This is a genomic window from Solidesulfovibrio sp. C21 (assembly GCF_047785625.1).
Taxonomy (GTDB): domain Bacteria; phylum Desulfobacterota; class Desulfovibrionia; order Desulfovibrionales; family Desulfovibrionaceae; genus Solidesulfovibrio.
This window is the reverse complement of the sequence record NZ_JBLODY010000080.1, coordinates 1-17,481: the sequence shown is the minus strand read 5'-3', so window position 1 is coordinate 17,481 and position 17,481 is coordinate 1. Positions and strand designations below refer to the sequence as shown.

The 17,481-nt window shown below is 62.2% G+C and carries 16 protein-coding genes; 10 read left to right on the top strand and 6 right to left on the bottom strand.

The genetic code is table 11. The annotated features are described in order from the left end of the window. The 3 genes from ACMZ6R_RS17440 to ACMZ6R_RS17430 form a co-directional block, all read right to left on the bottom strand. Nucleotides 1-191, bottom strand: a 191-nt coding sequence (locus ACMZ6R_RS17440) for a hypothetical protein (RefSeq protein ID WP_416113826.1), incomplete at its 3' end; no start/stop codon positions are given. 135 nt (nucleotides 192-326) lie between these two features. Beyond that, nucleotides 327-2,012, bottom strand: coding sequence for an alpha-L-arabinofuranosidase (locus ACMZ6R_RS17435; protein ID WP_416113824.1), 1,686 nt, complete (start codon nucleotides 2,010-2,012; stop codon nucleotides 327-329). A 94-nt stretch (nucleotides 2,013-2,106) separates the two neighbouring features. Continuing rightward, nucleotides 2,107-3,888, bottom strand: coding sequence for a chloride channel protein (locus tag ACMZ6R_RS17430; RefSeq protein ID WP_416113822.1), 1,782 nt, complete (start codon nucleotides 3,886-3,888; stop codon nucleotides 2,107-2,109). A 248-nt stretch (nucleotides 3,889-4,136) separates the two neighbouring features. On the opposite strand from ACMZ6R_RS17430, the gene ACMZ6R_RS17425 reads away from it, so the two are divergent. The 6 genes from ACMZ6R_RS17425 to ACMZ6R_RS17400 all read left to right on the top strand — a co-directional run bounded on the left by ACMZ6R_RS17425 (nucleotide 4,137) and on the right by ACMZ6R_RS17400 (nucleotide 10,318). Beyond that, nucleotides 4,137-5,783, top strand: a complete 1,647-nt coding sequence (locus ACMZ6R_RS17425) for an FG-GAP-like repeat-containing protein (RefSeq protein ID WP_416113820.1) — start codon at nucleotides 4,137-4,139, stop codon at nucleotides 5,781-5,783. Between the two features lie 105 nt (nucleotides 5,784-5,888). Continuing rightward, entirely contained in the window at nucleotides 5,889-6,059 is a 171-nt protein-coding gene (locus ACMZ6R_RS17420) for a hypothetical protein (protein WP_416113818.1), read from the top strand. A gap of 136 nt (nucleotides 6,060-6,195) precedes the next feature. Continuing rightward, nucleotides 6,196-7,236 carry a hypothetical protein gene (locus tag ACMZ6R_RS17415; RefSeq protein WP_416113816.1) on the top strand — a complete coding sequence of 347 codons (1,041 nt, stop codon included), beginning with the start codon at nucleotides 6,196-6,198 and terminating at the stop codon, nucleotides 7,234-7,236. A gap of 11 nt (nucleotides 7,237-7,247) precedes the next feature. Next, nucleotides 7,248-7,862, top strand: coding sequence for a hypothetical protein (locus ACMZ6R_RS17410; protein ID WP_416113814.1), 615 nt, complete (start codon nucleotides 7,248-7,250; stop codon nucleotides 7,860-7,862). A gap of 132 nt (nucleotides 7,863-7,994) precedes the next feature. Next, nucleotides 7,995-9,221: an ABC transporter substrate-binding protein gene (locus tag ACMZ6R_RS17405; RefSeq protein WP_416113812.1), complete on the top strand. Its 1,227-nt coding sequence runs from the start codon at nucleotides 7,995-7,997 to the stop codon at nucleotides 9,219-9,221. Between the two features lie 125 nt (nucleotides 9,222-9,346). Beyond that, on the top strand, nucleotides 9,347-10,318 hold the full coding sequence (locus tag ACMZ6R_RS17400; RefSeq protein WP_416113810.1) for an RluA family pseudouridine synthase: 972 nt from the start codon (nucleotides 9,347-9,349) through the stop codon (nucleotides 10,316-10,318). On the opposite strand, the gene ACMZ6R_RS17395 is transcribed toward ACMZ6R_RS17400, so the two are convergent. Continuing rightward, nucleotides 10,284-11,078 carry a TrmH family RNA methyltransferase gene (locus tag ACMZ6R_RS17395; RefSeq protein ID WP_416113808.1) on the bottom strand — a complete coding sequence of 265 codons (795 nt, stop codon included), beginning with the start codon at nucleotides 11,076-11,078 and terminating at the stop codon, nucleotides 10,284-10,286. The two genes, ACMZ6R_RS17400 and ACMZ6R_RS17395, sit on opposite strands and share 35 nt — an antisense overlap. A 178-nt stretch (nucleotides 11,079-11,256) precedes the next feature. Between ACMZ6R_RS17395 and ACMZ6R_RS17390 the strand changes: the two genes are divergently transcribed. After that, a complete protein-coding gene (locus tag ACMZ6R_RS17390) occupies nucleotides 11,257-13,311 on the top strand; it encodes a LysM peptidoglycan-binding domain-containing protein (protein ID WP_416113806.1) in 2,055 nt (684 codons plus the stop codon). Between the two features lie 233 nt (nucleotides 13,312-13,544). On the opposite strand, the gene ACMZ6R_RS17385 is transcribed toward ACMZ6R_RS17390, so the two are convergent. After that, complete coding sequence (locus ACMZ6R_RS17385) at nucleotides 13,545-14,348, bottom strand: GGDEF domain-containing protein (protein WP_416113804.1); 804 nt, start codon at nucleotides 14,346-14,348, stop codon at nucleotides 13,545-13,547. A gap of 120 nt (nucleotides 14,349-14,468) precedes the next feature. On the opposite strand from ACMZ6R_RS17385, the gene ACMZ6R_RS17380 reads away from it, so the two are divergent. Beyond that, nucleotides 14,469-14,846 carry a hypothetical protein gene (locus ACMZ6R_RS17380; protein WP_416113802.1) on the top strand — a complete coding sequence of 126 codons (378 nt, stop codon included), beginning with the start codon at nucleotides 14,469-14,471 and terminating at the stop codon, nucleotides 14,844-14,846. Here the strand turns inward: ACMZ6R_RS17380 and ACMZ6R_RS17375 are convergent. After that, nucleotides 14,834-15,646 carry a shikimate dehydrogenase family protein gene (locus ACMZ6R_RS17375; RefSeq protein WP_416113800.1) on the bottom strand — a complete coding sequence of 271 codons (813 nt, stop codon included), beginning with the start codon at nucleotides 15,644-15,646 and terminating at the stop codon, nucleotides 14,834-14,836. The genes ACMZ6R_RS17380 and ACMZ6R_RS17375 overlap by 13 nt on opposite strands. Nucleotides 15,647-15,760: 114 nt before the next feature. On the opposite strand from ACMZ6R_RS17375, the gene ACMZ6R_RS17370 reads away from it, so the two are divergent. After that, nucleotides 15,761-16,873, top strand: a complete 1,113-nt coding sequence (locus ACMZ6R_RS17370) for a DegT/DnrJ/EryC1/StrS family aminotransferase (protein WP_416113798.1) — start codon at nucleotides 15,761-15,763, stop codon at nucleotides 16,871-16,873. Nucleotides 16,874-16,891: 18 nt separating this feature from the next. Continuing rightward, entirely contained in the window at nucleotides 16,892-17,317 is a 426-nt protein-coding gene (locus ACMZ6R_RS17365) for a DUF1772 domain-containing protein (protein WP_416113796.1), read from the top strand. The last annotated feature ends 164 nt before the right edge of the window (nucleotides 17,318-17,481 follow it).

Sequence of the window (17,481 nt, the reverse complement as noted above, 5' to 3'; positions counted from 1 at the left end):
CCAGCGCTGTGTGCCTCCGGCGGCCAGGGGAAAACTTTTTGAAAAAAGTTTCCCCCTCGACCCCCTTCAAAAACTTTCAACGGGCTCTCTGCCCGATGTGTCAACGCTTCAGTTTCCCAAACGTCTCTTCCATGCGGCGCTTCGCCGCTGGCGTGGTTGTTGCCGCAATCGCGTCCGGCGTCGAGGCGCAAAGCGCCTCGTGCCGCCGGGCCGATTGCGGCAACAAACGTTCGGCGTCCCTCGCCGAACGACACCGACCCATCCCCGCCTCCTCCGCCGGAGCTCCACCCACCAGCCCAACCCGGTAAAGGGGGGTCCGGGGGGCATCAAGCCACCCGGCGGAGAGGTGCAGGAGAGGCGGAGCCTCTCCTGCCGGGTCCAGGGGCAGCGCCCCTGGTCGCCGAAGGCACACGCACACGCGCCCGCTGCCGCTGCCATCGCCGCATCCGTTGTGCCCGCAGCCTGCCGCTATCGTCCGGCCGAAAGGGCAGGGTGAGCACGGTGAGCGACACGGGCGGCAGGGTGAGGCGCGCCTGGCCTTTGGCGATGGCGACGGGGGCTTCGGCGCGCAGGATGGGACGCTTGTCGTCCGGGCCCGATCCGGACCAGACCTGACGCGCGGCGTTGCGGCCCGGGCGGCCGCCGCCCAGGTGCAGAGCGATGTCGCGGGTGGTGTCCTTGTTGAGGAGAAAGACGGTGAGTTGCCGGGTATGGTCGTTACGGGTGGCGATGACGCGCACCTTGTCGCCGTCGGTTGTGGCCACGAGGGCGGTCCCCAGGCTCCTGGCCAGGAGTTTGAGGGCCAATCCGGTGGGCAGCGGCCGGTTGCGGCTGTCGAGGGCGTCCCAAAGTTCCGGAGCGGTGTCGTTATTGAGCCAACGCGTGGTCCATATCTGGGCCGTGACCACCCGGGGGTCGCTTATGGCCTGGGCCAGCATGTCGAAAAGCACCAGGGCGTGGCCGAGGGTATTTTCGTGTTTCCAGCCCAGGTTCTGGGGGTGCCCGTACCAGTCGGCGGAGTTGGTTTCGGTCAGGAGGTAGCGCAGCCGGCCGGCCAGTCCGGGCGGGCCGTAGCGGCGGGCGGCCTTGTCGATTTCGGACACGCCGAGCATGCGCACCGGGCTGTCGCGGTAGTAGTCGTAGCCGTACCAGGCGTAGCAGGGATATTCGTGGACGGACACGAAATCGACGCTGCCGGCGGCCAGGCCGAACACGGCCTGCCACCAGGGAGTGGTGATGCCGTTCAGGTTGTCGAGCGAGCCCACGTCGTCGGCTCCGGACGGGCCGTTGGCCCCGATTTTGATGGTCGGGTCCACGCCTTTCATGGCCGCGGCGAAAACGGGCAGGTCCCGGGCGTAGTCGGCGGCCCTGGCCCCGCCGTTGTAGACGTAGAAATACGATTCGTTGCCGATTTCCCAGTATTTCACGCCGTAGCGGCGCTCGATATTGGCGTAGCGCACCCAGGACACGGCGTTTTTGAGCAGCGTGACCGTATCCGGCACGGTCTCGCCCGGGCTGCCGGGGCGGTACATGGAGTCGTAGGCCACGACCACCACCGGCTCGGCCCCGGTTTGCCGGCACAGGCGGATGAAGGCGTCGAAGTCGAGGGGCTTGCGGACGTAGCGGTGGCCGTAGAGGTCGTAGACGCGGGCGTCGTTGGAGGGCCATTCGTCGGGGCCGAGCCGGGCCAGGGTGGGACCGGGGCGGCGAAAGGCGGGCGGCGCGGCCCAGAGCATGCCGTCGGATTTCTCGCCGCCGGGATAGCGCAGGGTGCCGGCCCCGAGGTCCAGGATGGCCCGGGCCAGCTTGCGCGCGCCGGGGCGGCGATTGACGTCGGCGTCGAGCAGATAGTCGACGTCGATACCGAGAAGCTTGCGGTTCACGCGGCGCAGGATGTGTCCGGCGTCCACGGCGGCGGCGGTGAATCCGGGCGGCTCCGCCGACGCGGGCGCGGCCAGCGCGAAAAACAGGGCCAGGACGCCGCAGGCAGCGGCGAACCGGTATCGGAACATAATGCCTCTTTGCTTGTCCGGGAGGGGAGTAGTCCCAAGGCGCGGACAAGACAAGGGGCGACAGCCGACGTTTCGGCGACGAAACGGGGACGGATCAGATCAGGCAGCAGTCGTGGTAGTGGTCGATGATATCCTGCTTGGACAACATGGCCTCGATCTCGTCGGGCTGGTCGTCCGCCACCACGGGCAGTTCGTCGATTTGCAGCCGCGCCATGATGTCCATGGCCGCCTCCAGGGAATCGCCCACGCGCACGCGGGCCACTTGCGCGGTGGCCACGTCCTTGGCCACCACGAGGTCGCGCAGGCTGTCGTCGAAAAGCACCTCGCGCAGGTCGTTGACCGAAAGGATGCCCGTCATTCTGCCGCTTTTGTCCACCACCGGAAAATACGATTCCGTGGAGTTGGTCACGGCCTTTATCAGGGCGTGAAACGGCATGTTCTCGGCGATGACGCTCACCGGCCGCTGGCGGATGGCCTCACCCACGGTCATGCGCGAAAGGATGCCCCGGGCGAATTCGCCGATATGGGCCGGCGAGGCCAGCCGGTTGTCCATCTGCTTTTCGTAGAGCGTCACCTTGTGGGGCAAAAGCAGGAAGGTGATGGTGGACACCAAAAGCAGCGGCACGAGCAGCGTGTAGCTCGAGCACATTTCGCTGGCCATGATGACCGAGGCGATGGGCACCTTGGCCACGCCGGAAAAAAAACCGCCCATGCCGATCAGCACGAACGAGCCGGGATTGACCACCAGATTCGGAAAAAGGGCGTGCCCGAGCTCCCCGAAGGCCCCGCCCAGCATGGCCCCGATAAAGACCGACGGCCCGAACACGCCGCCCGAACCGCCGGAAGCGATGGTGAACGACGTGGCCACCATCTTGAGCAGCACCAGCGCGGCCATGGTCTGCCACAGCATTTTCCCGTCCAGGGCGGTCTGTATCCAGACGTACCCCCCGTCGATGACCTCCGGAAACTGCCAGGCCACGCAACCGAGCAACAGCCCGCCGATGGCGGGCTTGAGCGCGCGCGGGATGGGCAGAGGTTTGAAGAAATGATCGCGCAGGCCGTAGAAAACCTTGATATAGATGTAACCGGCGGCGGCGCACAGCACACCGAAAATCAGACAGGGCAAAAGCTCCACCGGCATGGCGAAATGGACCGGGCCCGGGGTAAAAAGGGCTTGCCGGCCGAACACCTGGGAAAAAACCGCGTAGGCAGATATGGAGGCGATGATGCAGGAGAGCAGCGCCTCGAATTCATATTCCGTATCACGGTAGAGCACGCCGGGCACGAAAAGCGCCGCCCCGAGCGGGGCCTGGAAGATAGCCCCGATGCCGCCGGCCGCCCCGGCCAGCAGCAGAATGCGCCGGTCGGCCGTGTCGAGCTTGAGAAAGGTGGCCAGGATGGAGCCGAAGCCCGAACCGATCTGGGCGATGGGGCCTTCCTTACCGGCCGAGCCGCCCGAGCCGATGGTGAGCGCCGAGGCGATGAGTTTGATGATGGGAGCGCGCTTGCGCACGTAACCGCCGCGCAGATGGAACGACTCGATCATGGCGTCGGTGCCGTGGCCCTCGGCCTCGGGGGCGATGCAGAAGACCAGCAGCCCGGACGCCAGCCCGCCAAGGCCGGCGATGGGGATGATGATCCAGCTGACGATCGGGGTGTGCAGGCCGGGCGCGGACTGGAAGGCGATTCCGTGGCGCGCCCAGGCCATGGGGACCTCGACGAGCCAGGTCAGGGACTGCACCAGCAGGGAGTCGAAAAAGACGGCCCCAAGCCCGGCGACCACGCCGACCAGGGCGCTTAAGACCAGCCGCCGCGCATGGCGCGGCCAATGGGCCAACCCAAAACCGCCGTTGCGAAGGACACCAGGCAAAAACATGTATACATTCCTTGGCGGCCACTATCGGCCGCTTGTCCCCATACAACCATATCGGGCGGCCATGTTCAACAGCGCGGCCCGCAGGGGTGACGCGGCAAGCCGAGTTCCAGGATCATGACGGAACGGAAACCGGCCCTTGCAAGGGCGTCGTCTTTGATAGTAATGCAGGGCCTCGCGGTGCCTGGGCCCCATGCCACGGCCGCGCTCCCGGACAAAACGGTCCCCCATGGGACCCGGAGGAACCCCTTATGACGCTTTTCCGTCGCCTTGCCCTTTTGGCGGTGGCCCTGCTGTGCCTGCCGTCCCTGGCCCTGGCCGATGCGGCCAAGACCTACGCCGTGGCGCCGTTTGCCGTGCACGGTCCTCAAAAATACCAATACCTGAGCCAGGGCACCCAGAGCATGCTCGAATCGCGCATGAACTGGCCCGGACACCTTGCGCCCATGGACAAGAGCAAGGTCACGTCCAAGCTGACCAAGGCTCCGGACTCCGAGGCCGAGGCCCAGAAGGCCCTGAGCGCCGTAGGCGCGGACTATCTCGCCTACGGCTCCATCACCGTCTCCGGCGACAAGGCCAGCGTGGACATCATGGTCCTGGGTCGGGACGGCAAGAAATGGCCGAAAAATTTCACCACCAAGATGGCCGACCTCATCCCGGCCATGGAGCGCACGGCCCAGTCGCTCAATAACGAGATCTTCCAGCGTCCCGCCGCCAAAGGCGGCGACGACATCAACCAGATGAACCCGAATTTCGTGGTCAACCAGACCAACCAGAGCCAGAAGGCCTACCTCAACCCGAACTTCCGCTACGCCGGTCCCGCCGATTCTCCGGGCGTGTGGCGCAGCCAGTCCATGCCGTTCGTCTCCGCCGGCATCTCCATCGCCGACCTCAACGGCGACGGGAAAAACGAAGTGGTCATCATGGGCCAGCATTCCGTGCAGGTTTTCGCCTACAAGGACCGCCAGCTGATGCCCATCGCCAAGTACGAGGTCCCGCCCAACATCAAGCTGCTGAAAGTCAGCACCTTTGACGTCAACGGCGACGGCAAGGCCGAAATCATCGTTTCGAGCCGGTACTTCAAGGACCCCCGTTCGTTCATCCTCCAGCTCGATGGCCAGCACCTCAAGGAGCTGTACAAGGACATCAAGCTGTACCTGAACGTGGCCGCCGTGCCGCCGGACTTCTCCCGGCAGCTCGTCGGGTCCAAGGGCGATCCCAAGGACCTGTTCGTCCAGGGCGTGCACAACGTCATCTTCTCCGGCGGCCAGCCCGCGCTTTCCACGCGGCTGAACCTCCCGAGCAAGGCCAACCCCTTCAACTTCGTCTATCTGCCCGAGAAAAGCGGCTACAAGGTCATCATAAACGACGACAAGGACCATCTGGTCGTCTTCACGGCCAAGGGCGAACGCGTGGCCGCCACGGAAGAGCAATACTGCGGCTCGGCCATCGGCCTGGAATACGACTCGCTCATGGCCCCCATGGAAAAGCCCAAGTCCGACTACCTCTGGACCTACTACTACATCCCACTGCCCATGCTCGTGGCCAACCTGGACAAAAGCGACCGTTTCGAACTGCTGGTGAGCAAGAACATCTCGCTTGCGGCCCAGTTCTTCGAAACCTTCCGCACCTTCTCCCAGGGTGAGATCCACTCCCTGTACTGGGACGGCGTGGGCATGAGCCTTTTGTGGAAGACCCGCCGCATCAAGGGCACCATCACCGGCTACGCCCTGGCCGACATCGACAACGACGGCCAGAAAGAGCTTGTGGTGTGCATCAACACCTGGCCGGGCGCCGCCGGCGTCTACGCCCGCCGCACCATCGTGCTGGCCTACAAGCTCGACAATTCGAGCAAGAGCCAGCCCGGCGAGTTCGGCATCGACATGGGCACCCAGTAGCCCTTTCCTCTTGACGCCAAGCCGGGAGAACCGCATTTTGCGGCGGTTCTCCCGGCTTTTTTTGTGCCCGAGCCCGTTTTGCCCCGGCGAGAGGGATTCCTGACCATGGCCACGCGTTGCGTGTCGCTGGTGTGCATCAATGTGGCGCTCACCCTCGAAAGCGTCACCGGCGGCTCGGCCGGGCTCATGGTGGAAAGCAAGCTGGCGTTGCCGGGGGTTGGCGGTTGCGCTACAAGCCGTCGCCTCCTTCGAAAATTCCTTTTTCACCTTTTTTAACGCGACAAACGATTGACTATGGTCGTATTTTAGACCATTATTCGATTATATATAGAATATTTTATATATACCTTGAATTATTCATGAAGGAAGGCTTGTCGCACCCGCCCGAACCATAAAACCGGAGGGTCCCGCCATGGCTGCTTTCGTGTCTCGCAAACATCCTGTCCCGTGCTTTACCTCCCTTGTTGCCATTGTCTTTTTTGCTGTTGCCCTCAGCGGTTGTGCTACGCCCACAACAACCACTAAGCGTTTCGACTCTTTTGCTACGGTTACAAGCGATTTGGGAACCCAGGTCATCAATGCCTACTCTTTAGAAAACGCAATCAAAAAAAAGGTTGAGCTCCTTGATTTCGTACAAAATTATGAAAATTCAAAAAATATTTTTGACATAAAACTGACGTCTGTTGCAGATGACACCCTCTACACAAGACAAATGCTCATTCTTGGGCTAGTGACATATGCCTCAACTCTTAAAAATATCATGAATGACGAGCCGATCAATACATTCACTACAAATGCAGAAAAGATCGGCACAGAACTTGGTGGAATAAAAACCACTTTAGAATCATCCGGAATATTTTCCAATTCGATATCACCGAAAGATATAGGCAATGCTATAGTAAAGATTGGGGATTTTCTCATGCGTGCCAAGCGCCGGGAGTATGTAAAAAAAGAGCTTTCCGGCATGAATACAACGATCGGCACTATCGTCGAATTTCTCAAAAATGACATAGGAGATTGTTCTACAGGCACATATGGTGGAATACGTTATTTTTGCATAGAAAACTCTGTTACTGTTAAAAACAATATATCAGAGAAACTATGCTCTCCAGGTGCAGGCATAGGCGCTCGGTATTGCACTGGATTTGGACGCCTCAACAAGCTCTACCAATTTAGCATGGCTACCACACCCAAAAAAGGAACCACAGCACCCCAATTAAGCGGTGACCAACAAAAAGTAGCAAGTCAATTTGCATCCCTTGCCTGGAAAATGCAAGATTCCTGCATATTCCTACAAAATGTAAAAAAATCTCTCGATGCGTATGCAGCCGCTCACAAGAAACTCAGCACAGCTTTTGATAAAAGGAGTGGGGCATTGGCTGAGGATTTGCAAAATCTTGCTGCGCAGATAGTTGTAGAAAATAAACTTTATGAATCCGCCACTGCGAACTAGGGGGCAGTAGTATGGACATTTCTCCAAACAAAGCTGTTGGTATCCTTGCTCAATTGTTGTCTGAGCTGGACAAACCCGGTGGGCCTGATACCATCCAATGGCCAAAAGAGCTCAAGAATGAAAAAGATTATATTAAACTATTTCTGTCACTTCTCGACATAGTTCGGGCTATTTCTATCGAATCATCCGCCTTCAAATCGAAATACTGCGGCAAGACCAGTGCAAATAAGGAACTCAATAATGCAATGATCTTATTTTGCACAAGTATATACACATTTGAATTGGCTGTTACAAAAGATAGCTTGAGTGCGATTTGCGACAACGCCTCGAGTGTTAACACGCTATTCGCGACGCTAGACGTCACATTTATCAAAAAAAATAGCCTATCTAGTATGTATGGCGACGTCTATAACATTACCAATTATTGTGAAAAATTTACGACATCCATTAACAACCTGAAGGCACAAGGGTTCATAGACAAACTCAAGGATGCAAACAAAAAGCTCCAGGAATTCAAGGACACGTTGGATAAAATTGCGGAGACTACCGAAACCGTCGCCGAAGTCGCAGCATTCATTGCCGAGGTTCTTGCTGTCCTGGTAAAATTCCTTCCCCTTCTTCTTTGATCTCCCGGGCGTCGTGGGCCGCCCCGCGACGCCCCCTCTTCCCTCCTTGCAAAAATGATTTACTTCGCCCCCGGTTGCGGTAAAAATTCCTGGCTGCTTTCGCCAAGACCAATCCGCCCCGGAGGCTTCCGCATGGCCAAAATCCTTATGCTGTTCGCAGCATTGCTCCTTGTTCCCGCCATCGCCGCGGCCCAGCAGGCCGGCCAGAGCCCGGCCCCCGCCGCCACGGCGCAGCCGGCCGAACAGCACCCGGCCCCAACCGGCGACCCCATCGTCATCGGCGGACTTTTCGCCCAGTCCGGCCCGGCCGCCGTGGTCGGCACCCCGAGCAAGCTCGTGGCCGAAATGGCCGTCAAACAGATCAACGCCATGGGCGGCATCCTGGGCCGGCCGCTCAAACTGATCGCCTACGACACCGAATCCTCCCCGGATGTGGCCCTGCGCGAGGCCAGAAAGCTCGTCGAGGGCGACCACGTCCTGGCGATCATCGGCCCGACCTCCACCGGCGAAGGGCTGGCCGTCAAGAAATACACCGAGGAAAAACACGTCCCGGTCATCATGGCCGTGGGCGGCGACGCGGTCATCGCCGGCGGCAAGTTCGGCCCCTACGACTGGACCTTCAAGGCCCCCCAGCGCACAGCCACGACCGTGGCCAAGATCTACGAGTACCTCAAAGGCAAGAACATCTCGAAGATCGCGGTCATGAGCTCCAAGGACGCCTTCGGCCAGGACGGCCTCGCGGAGCTGAAGCAAAACGCCTCCAAGTCCGGCATCGATATCATCGCCGCGGAGACCTTCGATCCCAAGGACACGGATTTCTCGGCCCAGGCCTTCAAGCTGCAGGCCGCCAAGCCCCAGGCCGTGGTCGTCTGGACCATCGGCCCGGCCGGAGCCATCGCCGCCAAGGATTTCGCCTCCCTGCCCGGCGAACGTCCCCTGCTCGTCGAATGCCACGGCCAGCCCGGCCCCAATTACCTGAAGCTGGCCGGCGAGGCCGCCGGCGGCACGATCATGCCCGGCACCAAGCTCATGGCCCCGGAAACCCTGTCCGACGAAGACCCGCAGAAAATCGTCATCGAGTCCTTCATCAAGGCCTACAAGGACGCCGGCATCCAGGAAAAATTTCCGCTCAACACCCACTCCGGCTACGCCTACGACGCCCTGACGCTTTTGCGGGCGGGCCTGGAAAAGGCCGGCAAGGCAGACCCGGAGGCCCTGCGCGAGGCCCTGGAAAACCTCCACCACGTGGTCGGCGTCTCCGGCGTCTACAACCTCTCCTCCCAGGACCATAACGGCCTGGGCCCGGACTCCATGATCATGCTCATCGTGGATTCCGGCCGCTTCAAGCTTGCGCCGTAGGTGGAAGTGGAAGTGGAAGAGGTAAAGAAGGAGCGAGGGGAACCCCTTTTTGAAAAAAGGGGTTCCCCTCGCGCTCCCCTCCCGAAAAACTTTCAAGGGGGAGAATCCGTAGCCCCGGTGATACGATGAAAACGCCCGTGCAAAACTTCACCGTGGCCGAGGCCGAGGGTGGACAAAAGCTCCTTCAGTACCTCACCCGGCGTCTGGACGGCGCGGTGCCCCCGACCGCCTTGCAGAAATTCATCCGTACCGGGCAGGTCCGCATCGATGGCAAGCGCTGCAAACCCTTCGACCGGGTGGCCGCCGGCCAGATCGTGCGCATGCCGCCCTACGAGATCAAAGCGCCGCACAATGCGCCGGCAAGGCAAAACGCGACGCCGGGCCACGACCTGGACATCCTCCACGAGGACGACGACCTCCTCGTCATCGTCAAGCCGGCCGGCCTGCCCGTCCATCCCGGCTCCGGCCACCCTTTCGCCCTGACCAGCATCCTGCGCGCGCGCTACCCCGACGCCCCGTTCCGCCCCACGCCGGCCCACCGCCTCGATCGCGACACCACCGGCGTGCTCCTCGTGGCCAAGTCCTACCGCGCCCTGCGCGCCATCCACGAGGCCATGACCACCGGCACGGCCCACAAGGACTACCTCGCCTGGGTCTGGGGCGAGTGGGCGCTTGGCGAAGTAAACGACTGGGTGACGTTGCGCGACCGGCTGGCCAAGGAAGGCGGCCCGGGGCGCGAACGGGTGGAGCCGTCGGAGGACGGCAAGGAAGCGGTGTGCAAGGTCCGGCTGTTGGGGGTCATGGACACGGCCAGCCTGGTCGAGGTGCGGCTGGAAACCGGCCGCACCCAGCAGATCCGGGCCCAACTCGCCTCGCGCGGCTACCCCATCGTCGGTGACCCGAAATACGGTGGCGGCCCGCCGCCCATGCGGTTGCACGCCTGGCGGCTGGTACTGCCGGACGCCGCCTTTTGCGCCCCGCCGGACTGGGAAGGGCCCTGGCTGGTCAAACGGCTGCGGCGTGCTTCCCTGGCCGCCTGCCGGGAGGAAGACCTCGGACGGCCTAGCGCGTCAGCGCCGCCAGACGCCCCAGAATGATCGCCCCGGCCTGGGCCACATTCAGGGAATCGATGGGCCGGGCCTGGGGAATGCGCCACAACCGGTCGCAGCGTTTGCGTATCCCCTGCCGAATCCCCTCGTCCTCGTTGCCGAGCACCAGCAGCAGCGGAAAATCGGCCATGGCCGCGAACACGCTTTCCGCCGCCGCCTCCCCGGCCGCGCCGATGACGCCGAAACCCGCCTCGATGGCCGTGTCCAGGGCCTGGGCCAGATTGGTCACCTTGGCCAGCGGCAGCCGGGCCAGCGTTCCGGCCGACGCCTTGGCCGCCCCGGGCCCCAAGCGCGCTCCCTCGTGGCGGGGCAAAAGGATGCCGCCACCGCCAAGGGCATACAGCGTACGGGCCAGGGTGCCCACGTTGCCCGGGTCCTGCACCCGGTCGAGGGCCAGGGCCACGGGCAGGAGCGCGGTGCGGGTCGCGGCCAGCACGTCCTCGAGGCTGGTCAGTTCGCCGGCGGCGAGTCGGGCCACCACGCCCTGGTGGTTGCCGGGACAGAGCCGGTCCAGGTCGGCGGCCGGCACGAAACGAAAGCGCACGCCGGTCTCGCGGCAAGCGGCGACAATGGCGTCGATGTCCGGGCCGCGAAGCCCCTGGCGCAAAAGCACGTCGTCGATGCCGCGCGGGCGTTCGACCAAAAGTTCGCGTACGGGCTTGCGCCCGGGCAGGAGTTCGCCGGGTTCGGGCTGTGCGTCGGCCTGCGACGCAGGCAAGGGACGATGGTTGCGGTCATGCCGGTTCATGGCCCCTCTTGGCCCAAACCGGGCGGAACCACAAGCTTTTTTTCCCTTGCATTTTCATCAACTTTAGTCTAGTAGTCTGCTAATCGTTAAAAAATTAGCGTAGTTAAGCACATCCTTGCCAACGCGCCGCCGTAGCCGCCTCCCGGCGGACGGCTCCCTTCGCGTGGAGAAAAGCCGCATGGCCCGTTATATCCTCTTTGCCATCCTGCCGGTTCTGCTCGTCCTGTCCGGCTGCGCCGGAAATAAATACGATAAAAGCAACGACATGCGGGCCAATCTTGAGCCCGAGGTCTGGGACACCACCCAGATCCTCAAAGACCTCAAGCGCGGCCGGCCCCTGACCAAGCAGGAAAAGGAAGCCCTGGCCTCGCGCGGCGCCATCCAGTTCAACCTGGACGTGGCCGACAACGAGGAAGTCCAGATGTTCCTCCAGTATTTCTCCATGGACAAGCGCGGCACCATGGAAAAATGGCTCATCCGGGCCCAGCCCCATCTGCCCTACGTGCGGGCCGTGCTAGCCAGCTACAACCTGCCGCCCGACCTCATAGTCCTTCCCTTCATCGAATCCGGTTACAGCACCATGGCCTATTCGCCGGTCGGCGCCGGCGGCATGTGGCAGTTCATGCCCTACACCGCCCGCCGCTTCGGCCTGACCGTGAACTGGTGGGTCGACGAACGCCGCGACCCCTACAAGTCCACCGTGGCCGCCGCCAAATATTTAAGCAAACTCTACCAGATGTTCGGCGACTGGAACCTGGCCCTGGCTGCCTACAACGCCGGCGAAGGCAAGATTTCGCGGGTCATGGCCGCAAGCGGCCAGTGCGACTTCTTCGACATCGCCAAGGACCCCAAGCTGCTCAAGGCCGAAACCCGCCATTACGTGCCCAAGTTCCTGGCGGTGCTGAAAATCTTCCAGAATCTTCAGCCGCTGGGCTTTCAAAAGGTCAACTGGCAGGCCGGCCCCAACCTCAAGGAAGTGCCCGCTCCCGGCGGCACGGACCTGGCCGCCCTGGCCCAGGCCTGCGGCCTGAGTTGGGATCAGTTCCGGGAGTACAACCCCGGTTTTCGCCGCATGGTCAGCCCCCCCGACTCCACGGTCAACGTCTACGTGCCCGTGGCCAAAGAGCAGATCGCCGTGGCCTACCTGAAGACTCCCGGCAACTATCCTTCAAGCGGTCTGCAAATCGTCACCGCCCAGTCCGGCGAAACTTGGTGGGCCCTGGCCCGCCGGGCGGGCATGCCCGTGGCCGAGCTGCGCCAGCTCAACCCCTCGCTGCCCGAAACCCTCCCCACCGGCCAGACCGTGCGCGTGGCCGCCAGCGCGTTTAGCATCGACAATACCGCCCTGGCCGAAGGTCCGGCCGCCTGCGCGCCCAAACAGCTGGCCGCCGCCTCCAAGCCCCAGCGCCACCGTGTGAACAAGGGCGAATCCATCGGCAGCATCGCCCGGAAATACGGTGTCTCGACCAAGGAGCTCATGGCCGCCAACAAGATGCGGCATGCCGGCCGCCTCACCCTTGGCAGCTGGCTCGTCATCCCCCAAAGCGCTTCCGCCCGTTCGGTCCAAATCGCTTCCGCCGCGTCCCCCTCCTCCGGCAGCCACACCGTGCAGCGCGGCGAGACCATTTCCGGCATCGCCGACAAGTACAACGTGGACCCCGGCGCCCTCATGGCCGCCAACCACCTGAGCTCGGCCAAGGACCTGCTCGCCGGCCAGAAGCTGTCCATTCCCGGTCGCGCCGACGCAAAACCGTCCGCGCCCCCCGCTCCGGCCGTGGCCGCCGCGGCCCTGCCGAGCACCACCTACACCGTGCGCCCCGGCGACAGCCTGTCCGGCATCAGCCGCCGCTTCAACGTGGACAGCAGGCAGCTCGCCGCCGCCAACAAACTGTCCTCGGACGTGGTGCGCGTGGGCCAGTCGCTCACAATCCCGAACTCAGGCCAGCAGCCCAAGACCATTGCCGCGCGCGAGGCCGAACCGGCGAAGAAAAATCTTTGGGTCCCCAAGCCCCAGGCCCAGGCGGAAAAGCATCCCGCCGCCGCCAAAACCCCGCCCACCCCGCAAAAGCGCCAGGCGGCCAAGTCCGTCAATTACAAAGTCGGCCCGGGTGAGACGGTCTGGGGCATCGCCAAGAAATTCAACGTGGAACCGTCCTCGCTCATGGCCTGGAACAACATGAAAAGCCCAGGCGCCCTCCAGGCCGGCTCCCAGATCACCATCCGCAAGGATTAAGAAGAGAAAAGATATGCGAGAGGGGAAACCCTTTTTAAAAGGGTTCTCCCCTCTCGCGCTCTCCCTTTCCTAAACTTTTCCGTCTTTGAAGCTATCCAAACGAGGCAACTTCCTTTCTTTCAGACAAAAATCTTTGGGAAAGGAAGCGCTAGGGAAGAGCCCACCAGCGAACGTCCTGTCGCTACAAGCCCGTTTCCCGAAAAATCGTTTCCAGTCGGCGGTTGCCGCCAATATCAGATCGACGCCCCCTCCGGTGATTCCACCATCGGGCAGGCCTGGCCGACCACCCGGTTGCGGCCCGCGCCCTTGGCCGCGTAAAGACAGCCGTCGGCCCGGGCCAGCAGGGCGTTGAGCCCCATCCCGCCCGAGGCCACGCCCAGGCTCGCCGTCACCGTATGCCCGCCGGGGGACAAGGCCGCCACGGCCTTCCGCAAACGCTCGGCAACCTCTTCCGCGTCCTTCCCGTCCAGGCCCGGCAGCAACACGCCGAATTCCTCGCCGCCAAGCCGTCCGATTTCGTCGCCTTCCCGAAGCGTCTCGGCCAGCCGTCGGGCCACGGCCCGCAACACGACATCCCCGGTCTGATGGCCGTAGGTGTCGTTGATGTCCTTGAAATAGTCCAGATCGAGCATGATGAAGCTCACCGGCTCGCCTCGCTCCCTGGCCCGATCCAGGGCCTTTTCGGCCAGATGCAGGAAATGCCGCCGGTTGGGCAGGCCGGTCAGGAAATCCGTCTGCGCCTGTTTGCGCAAGGCGTCACGGGCCTCGCGCAACTCCGCCTCCACCCGGCCGGACGTCATGGAAAGCAGGCAGAACGCCAAAAGCGGGATCAAAAGCATGCTGGTCAAAAGCAGCGTCTTGACGATGGGGTCCGGGCCGCCAAGAGCGCACTGTACCGCGCTCAGGGATTCATTGGCCCGAAAGGCGTAGAAGACGGAAACGATGAAAAGAAGCCCGGAAAAAACGATTTGCATGGCGTACGTGCGCCATTTGCGCACAACAAAAGGCTCTATGGCGATGCGTCCGTAGACCAGCATGCAATACGTCGAAAAAACGAAGACTCGCCGGCAGGTATCGAAATCAACAAATGTATAATAAAGCAGGCACAATTCGCAGAGCACAGCCAGGGCGATCGTAAAGGAATTGCGCAGGCCGATATGATCTATTTCACCATACAGGGCAATGCCGCGATACCAAAGAATCCCTTGCAAAAATATCAGGCTGTTTCCGATGACCAACGAGGGCTCCGGGCCGAGCACTCTGAAGAAAATCAAAAAAAGGCCGACGCACCAGGCCAGTTGCCCCAGCGTGAAAAAGCCGAATCCAGGGTACGTCTTTCTATAGAAATATGTATAGGCGAGAACTCCAGTCAGCGAAAAAAACAAGATCGCCGACATGAGCACCATCGTGTGTGCATCGAGAAGCGAAATAAACTGCTGCATACCGCAAATGATACTAGATTGTACCGCATATTGGAACTGGCTGCATTGAAATCATTTGCTATAATGACGCTCTGCCTGCGTCAAGCCCCGTAAAGCGCTTTCCGCAGCAACGTTCGCAACTCGTCGTCGGGCAAAATCCGTCCCGTCCACAAACGAAACTGTTCCACGGCCTGATACAGAAACATTTCCATGCCCGAGACGACCAACGCCCCCGCCGCCAGCGCATCGGCGCCGAAATGCGTCGGATCGGGCGTGTAGACCAGATCGTAGACAACATGGTCCGGCCCCAGCGCCTCGGCCGGATAGGGGGAAAGGCCCTCGAGCCGGCCGGCCATGCCCATGGGCGTGGCATTGACCAAGAGCCCGGCCGGGAAATCCGCCCGGCGGTCCCAATCGACCCGCTCCAGCCCGAATTCTCCAGCCAACACAGCGGCTTTTTCCGCGCTGCGCCCCGTCACGGCAAGGCGCTCCACACCCAGGCGCACAAGCCCCGCCACCGCCGCCCGGGCCACGCCGCCGCAGCCGAGGATCAAGGCGGCGCGCGGCGCGATGTCGCGCAGGACCAGCGGCCGGCAAAAGCCCTCGACGTCGGTATTTTCCGCCCACAGCACCCCGTCGCGCCAGTACAGCGTGTTGATGGCCCCGACCGACCGGCCAAGGTCCGTTACGGCATCGACATAGGCCAGAACCGGCGTCTTGTGCGGAATGGTGACGCTGAGGCCCTCCACCGGCGTCTCGCGCAGCCGGGCCATGAACGCCCCAAGCTCCTCGGGCAACGTCGGCCAGGCCTCATACCGGGCCTTGATCCCAAAGCGCTTGAAGCCCCAATTGTGCACCAGGGGACTGAGCGTGTGCCCCAGCGGATGCCCTATGATCCCAAACACCCTGCTCATGATGTTTCCTTGCGGGAGAGAGGAGGAGAACCGGGGGCGGGAACCCTTTTTTGCCAAAAAAGGGTTCCCGCCCCCCGGTTCCTCTCTCCGCTCCTCTCCTCACAAGGAACGACTATGGCGGTCAATGTTTGGGGATACTTGAAGGAATATGAAGCGGAGCGGGAGGAGATCTTGGCCGCCGTTACCGCGGTGTTGGAGTCTGGCAAGCTGATTTTGGGGCCGCATGTGGCCGCCTTTGAGGGGGCGTTTGCCGGCTATTGCGGGACGAGGTTCGGCGTGGGCTGCGACAACGGCACGAGCGCGGTGCTGTTGGCGCTGCTGGCGGTGGGGATACAGCCCGGCGACGAGGTGATCACCGTTGCCAATACGGCCGTGCCCACGGTTTCGGCCATTGTCAGCGCCGGGGGAGTGCCCCGGTTCGTGGATATCGACCCGGCCACGTATCTGATGGACGCGGCCAAGCTGGAAGCGGCCGTGACCCCGCGCACCAGGGCCATTGTGGCCGTGCATCTCTTTGGCCAGTGCGCGGCCATGGAGGCCGTGCGGGACGTGGCCGAACGCCACGGGCTGCGCGTGGTCGAGGACTGCGCCCAGGCCCATGGCGCGGTGCGAAACGGGAAGGTGGCCGGCTCCATGTCCGACGCGGCCTCGTTTTCCTTTTATCCGACCAAGATCCTCGGCACCTACGGCGACGGCGGCATGGTGTTGACGGGAAGCGAGGAGATGGCGAAAAAGCTCAAGCGCCTGCGTTTTTACGGCATGGAAAAGACCTATTACGCCCTGGAGCACGGCTACAATTCGCGCCTGGACGAAATCCATGCCGCCATCCTGCTCGGCAAGCTCAAGCATCTGCCGGAGTATCTCGCCCGCCGGCGGCAGCTGGCCGCGCGCTACGACGCCGGGCTCGCCGACACGTCGCTGACCCTGCCGACCGTGGCCCCCGGCAACGAGCACGCCTATTACCTGTACGTGGCGCGTCACGAAAAGCGCGACGCCGTAATCGCCGGGCTCAAGGAGCGGGGCGTCAACGTCAACATCAGCTACCCCTGGCCCATCCACACCATGACGGGCTATGCCCATCTGGGCTACAAGGAAGGCGACCTGCCCGAAACCGAGCGGGCGGCGCGGGAGATTTTCTCCCTGCCCATGTATCCGTCGCTGTCCGATGCCGAACAGGATACGGCCATCGCCGCCCTGCGCGACACCCTGGACGCGGTCGGGGCCTAAGCCCCAAGGAGTTTTCCCGTGGAATTCGGCGCCATCGCTTTGGCCATTATGGCCGCTTTTACCGGCGCGGCCCTGTATATCAACATCGTCGAGCATCCCGCCCGGCGCGTTCTCCTGGATGCCGACATGCTGGCCCAGTGGCAGCGCAGCTACCCAAGAGCCCGGCGGATGCAGGCATCCCTGGTCATGGCCGGCTTTTTTTTCGGCATGGTCGGGCTCCTCTGGACGGGCAAGGGGCTGTATCTGACGGGCTCGCTTTTCACCCTCGCCATCTGGGTGGTGACGCGCAAGTGGATCATGCCCCTCAATACCACGCTCATGGCGACGAACGCCGATGACGCCGATGCCGGCACCCGGGCGCTTTTGGAGAAGTGGAACATACTCCACGTCGTGCGCGCGGGGCTCGGCATCCTGGCCGTTTTAAGTTTTTTTGCCGCCCTTTAGGGAAGAGAGGGAAGAAGAGATGAAAAGAGATGCGAGAGGGGAAACCCTTTCAAGAAAGGGTTCTCCCCTCTCGCGCTCTCCCCTTCCTAAAGTGTATAATATTGTGGGTGCCATGTGGATAATCCATTTCTATTATTAAAGTCTTTGGAAGGGGGGCCTGGGGG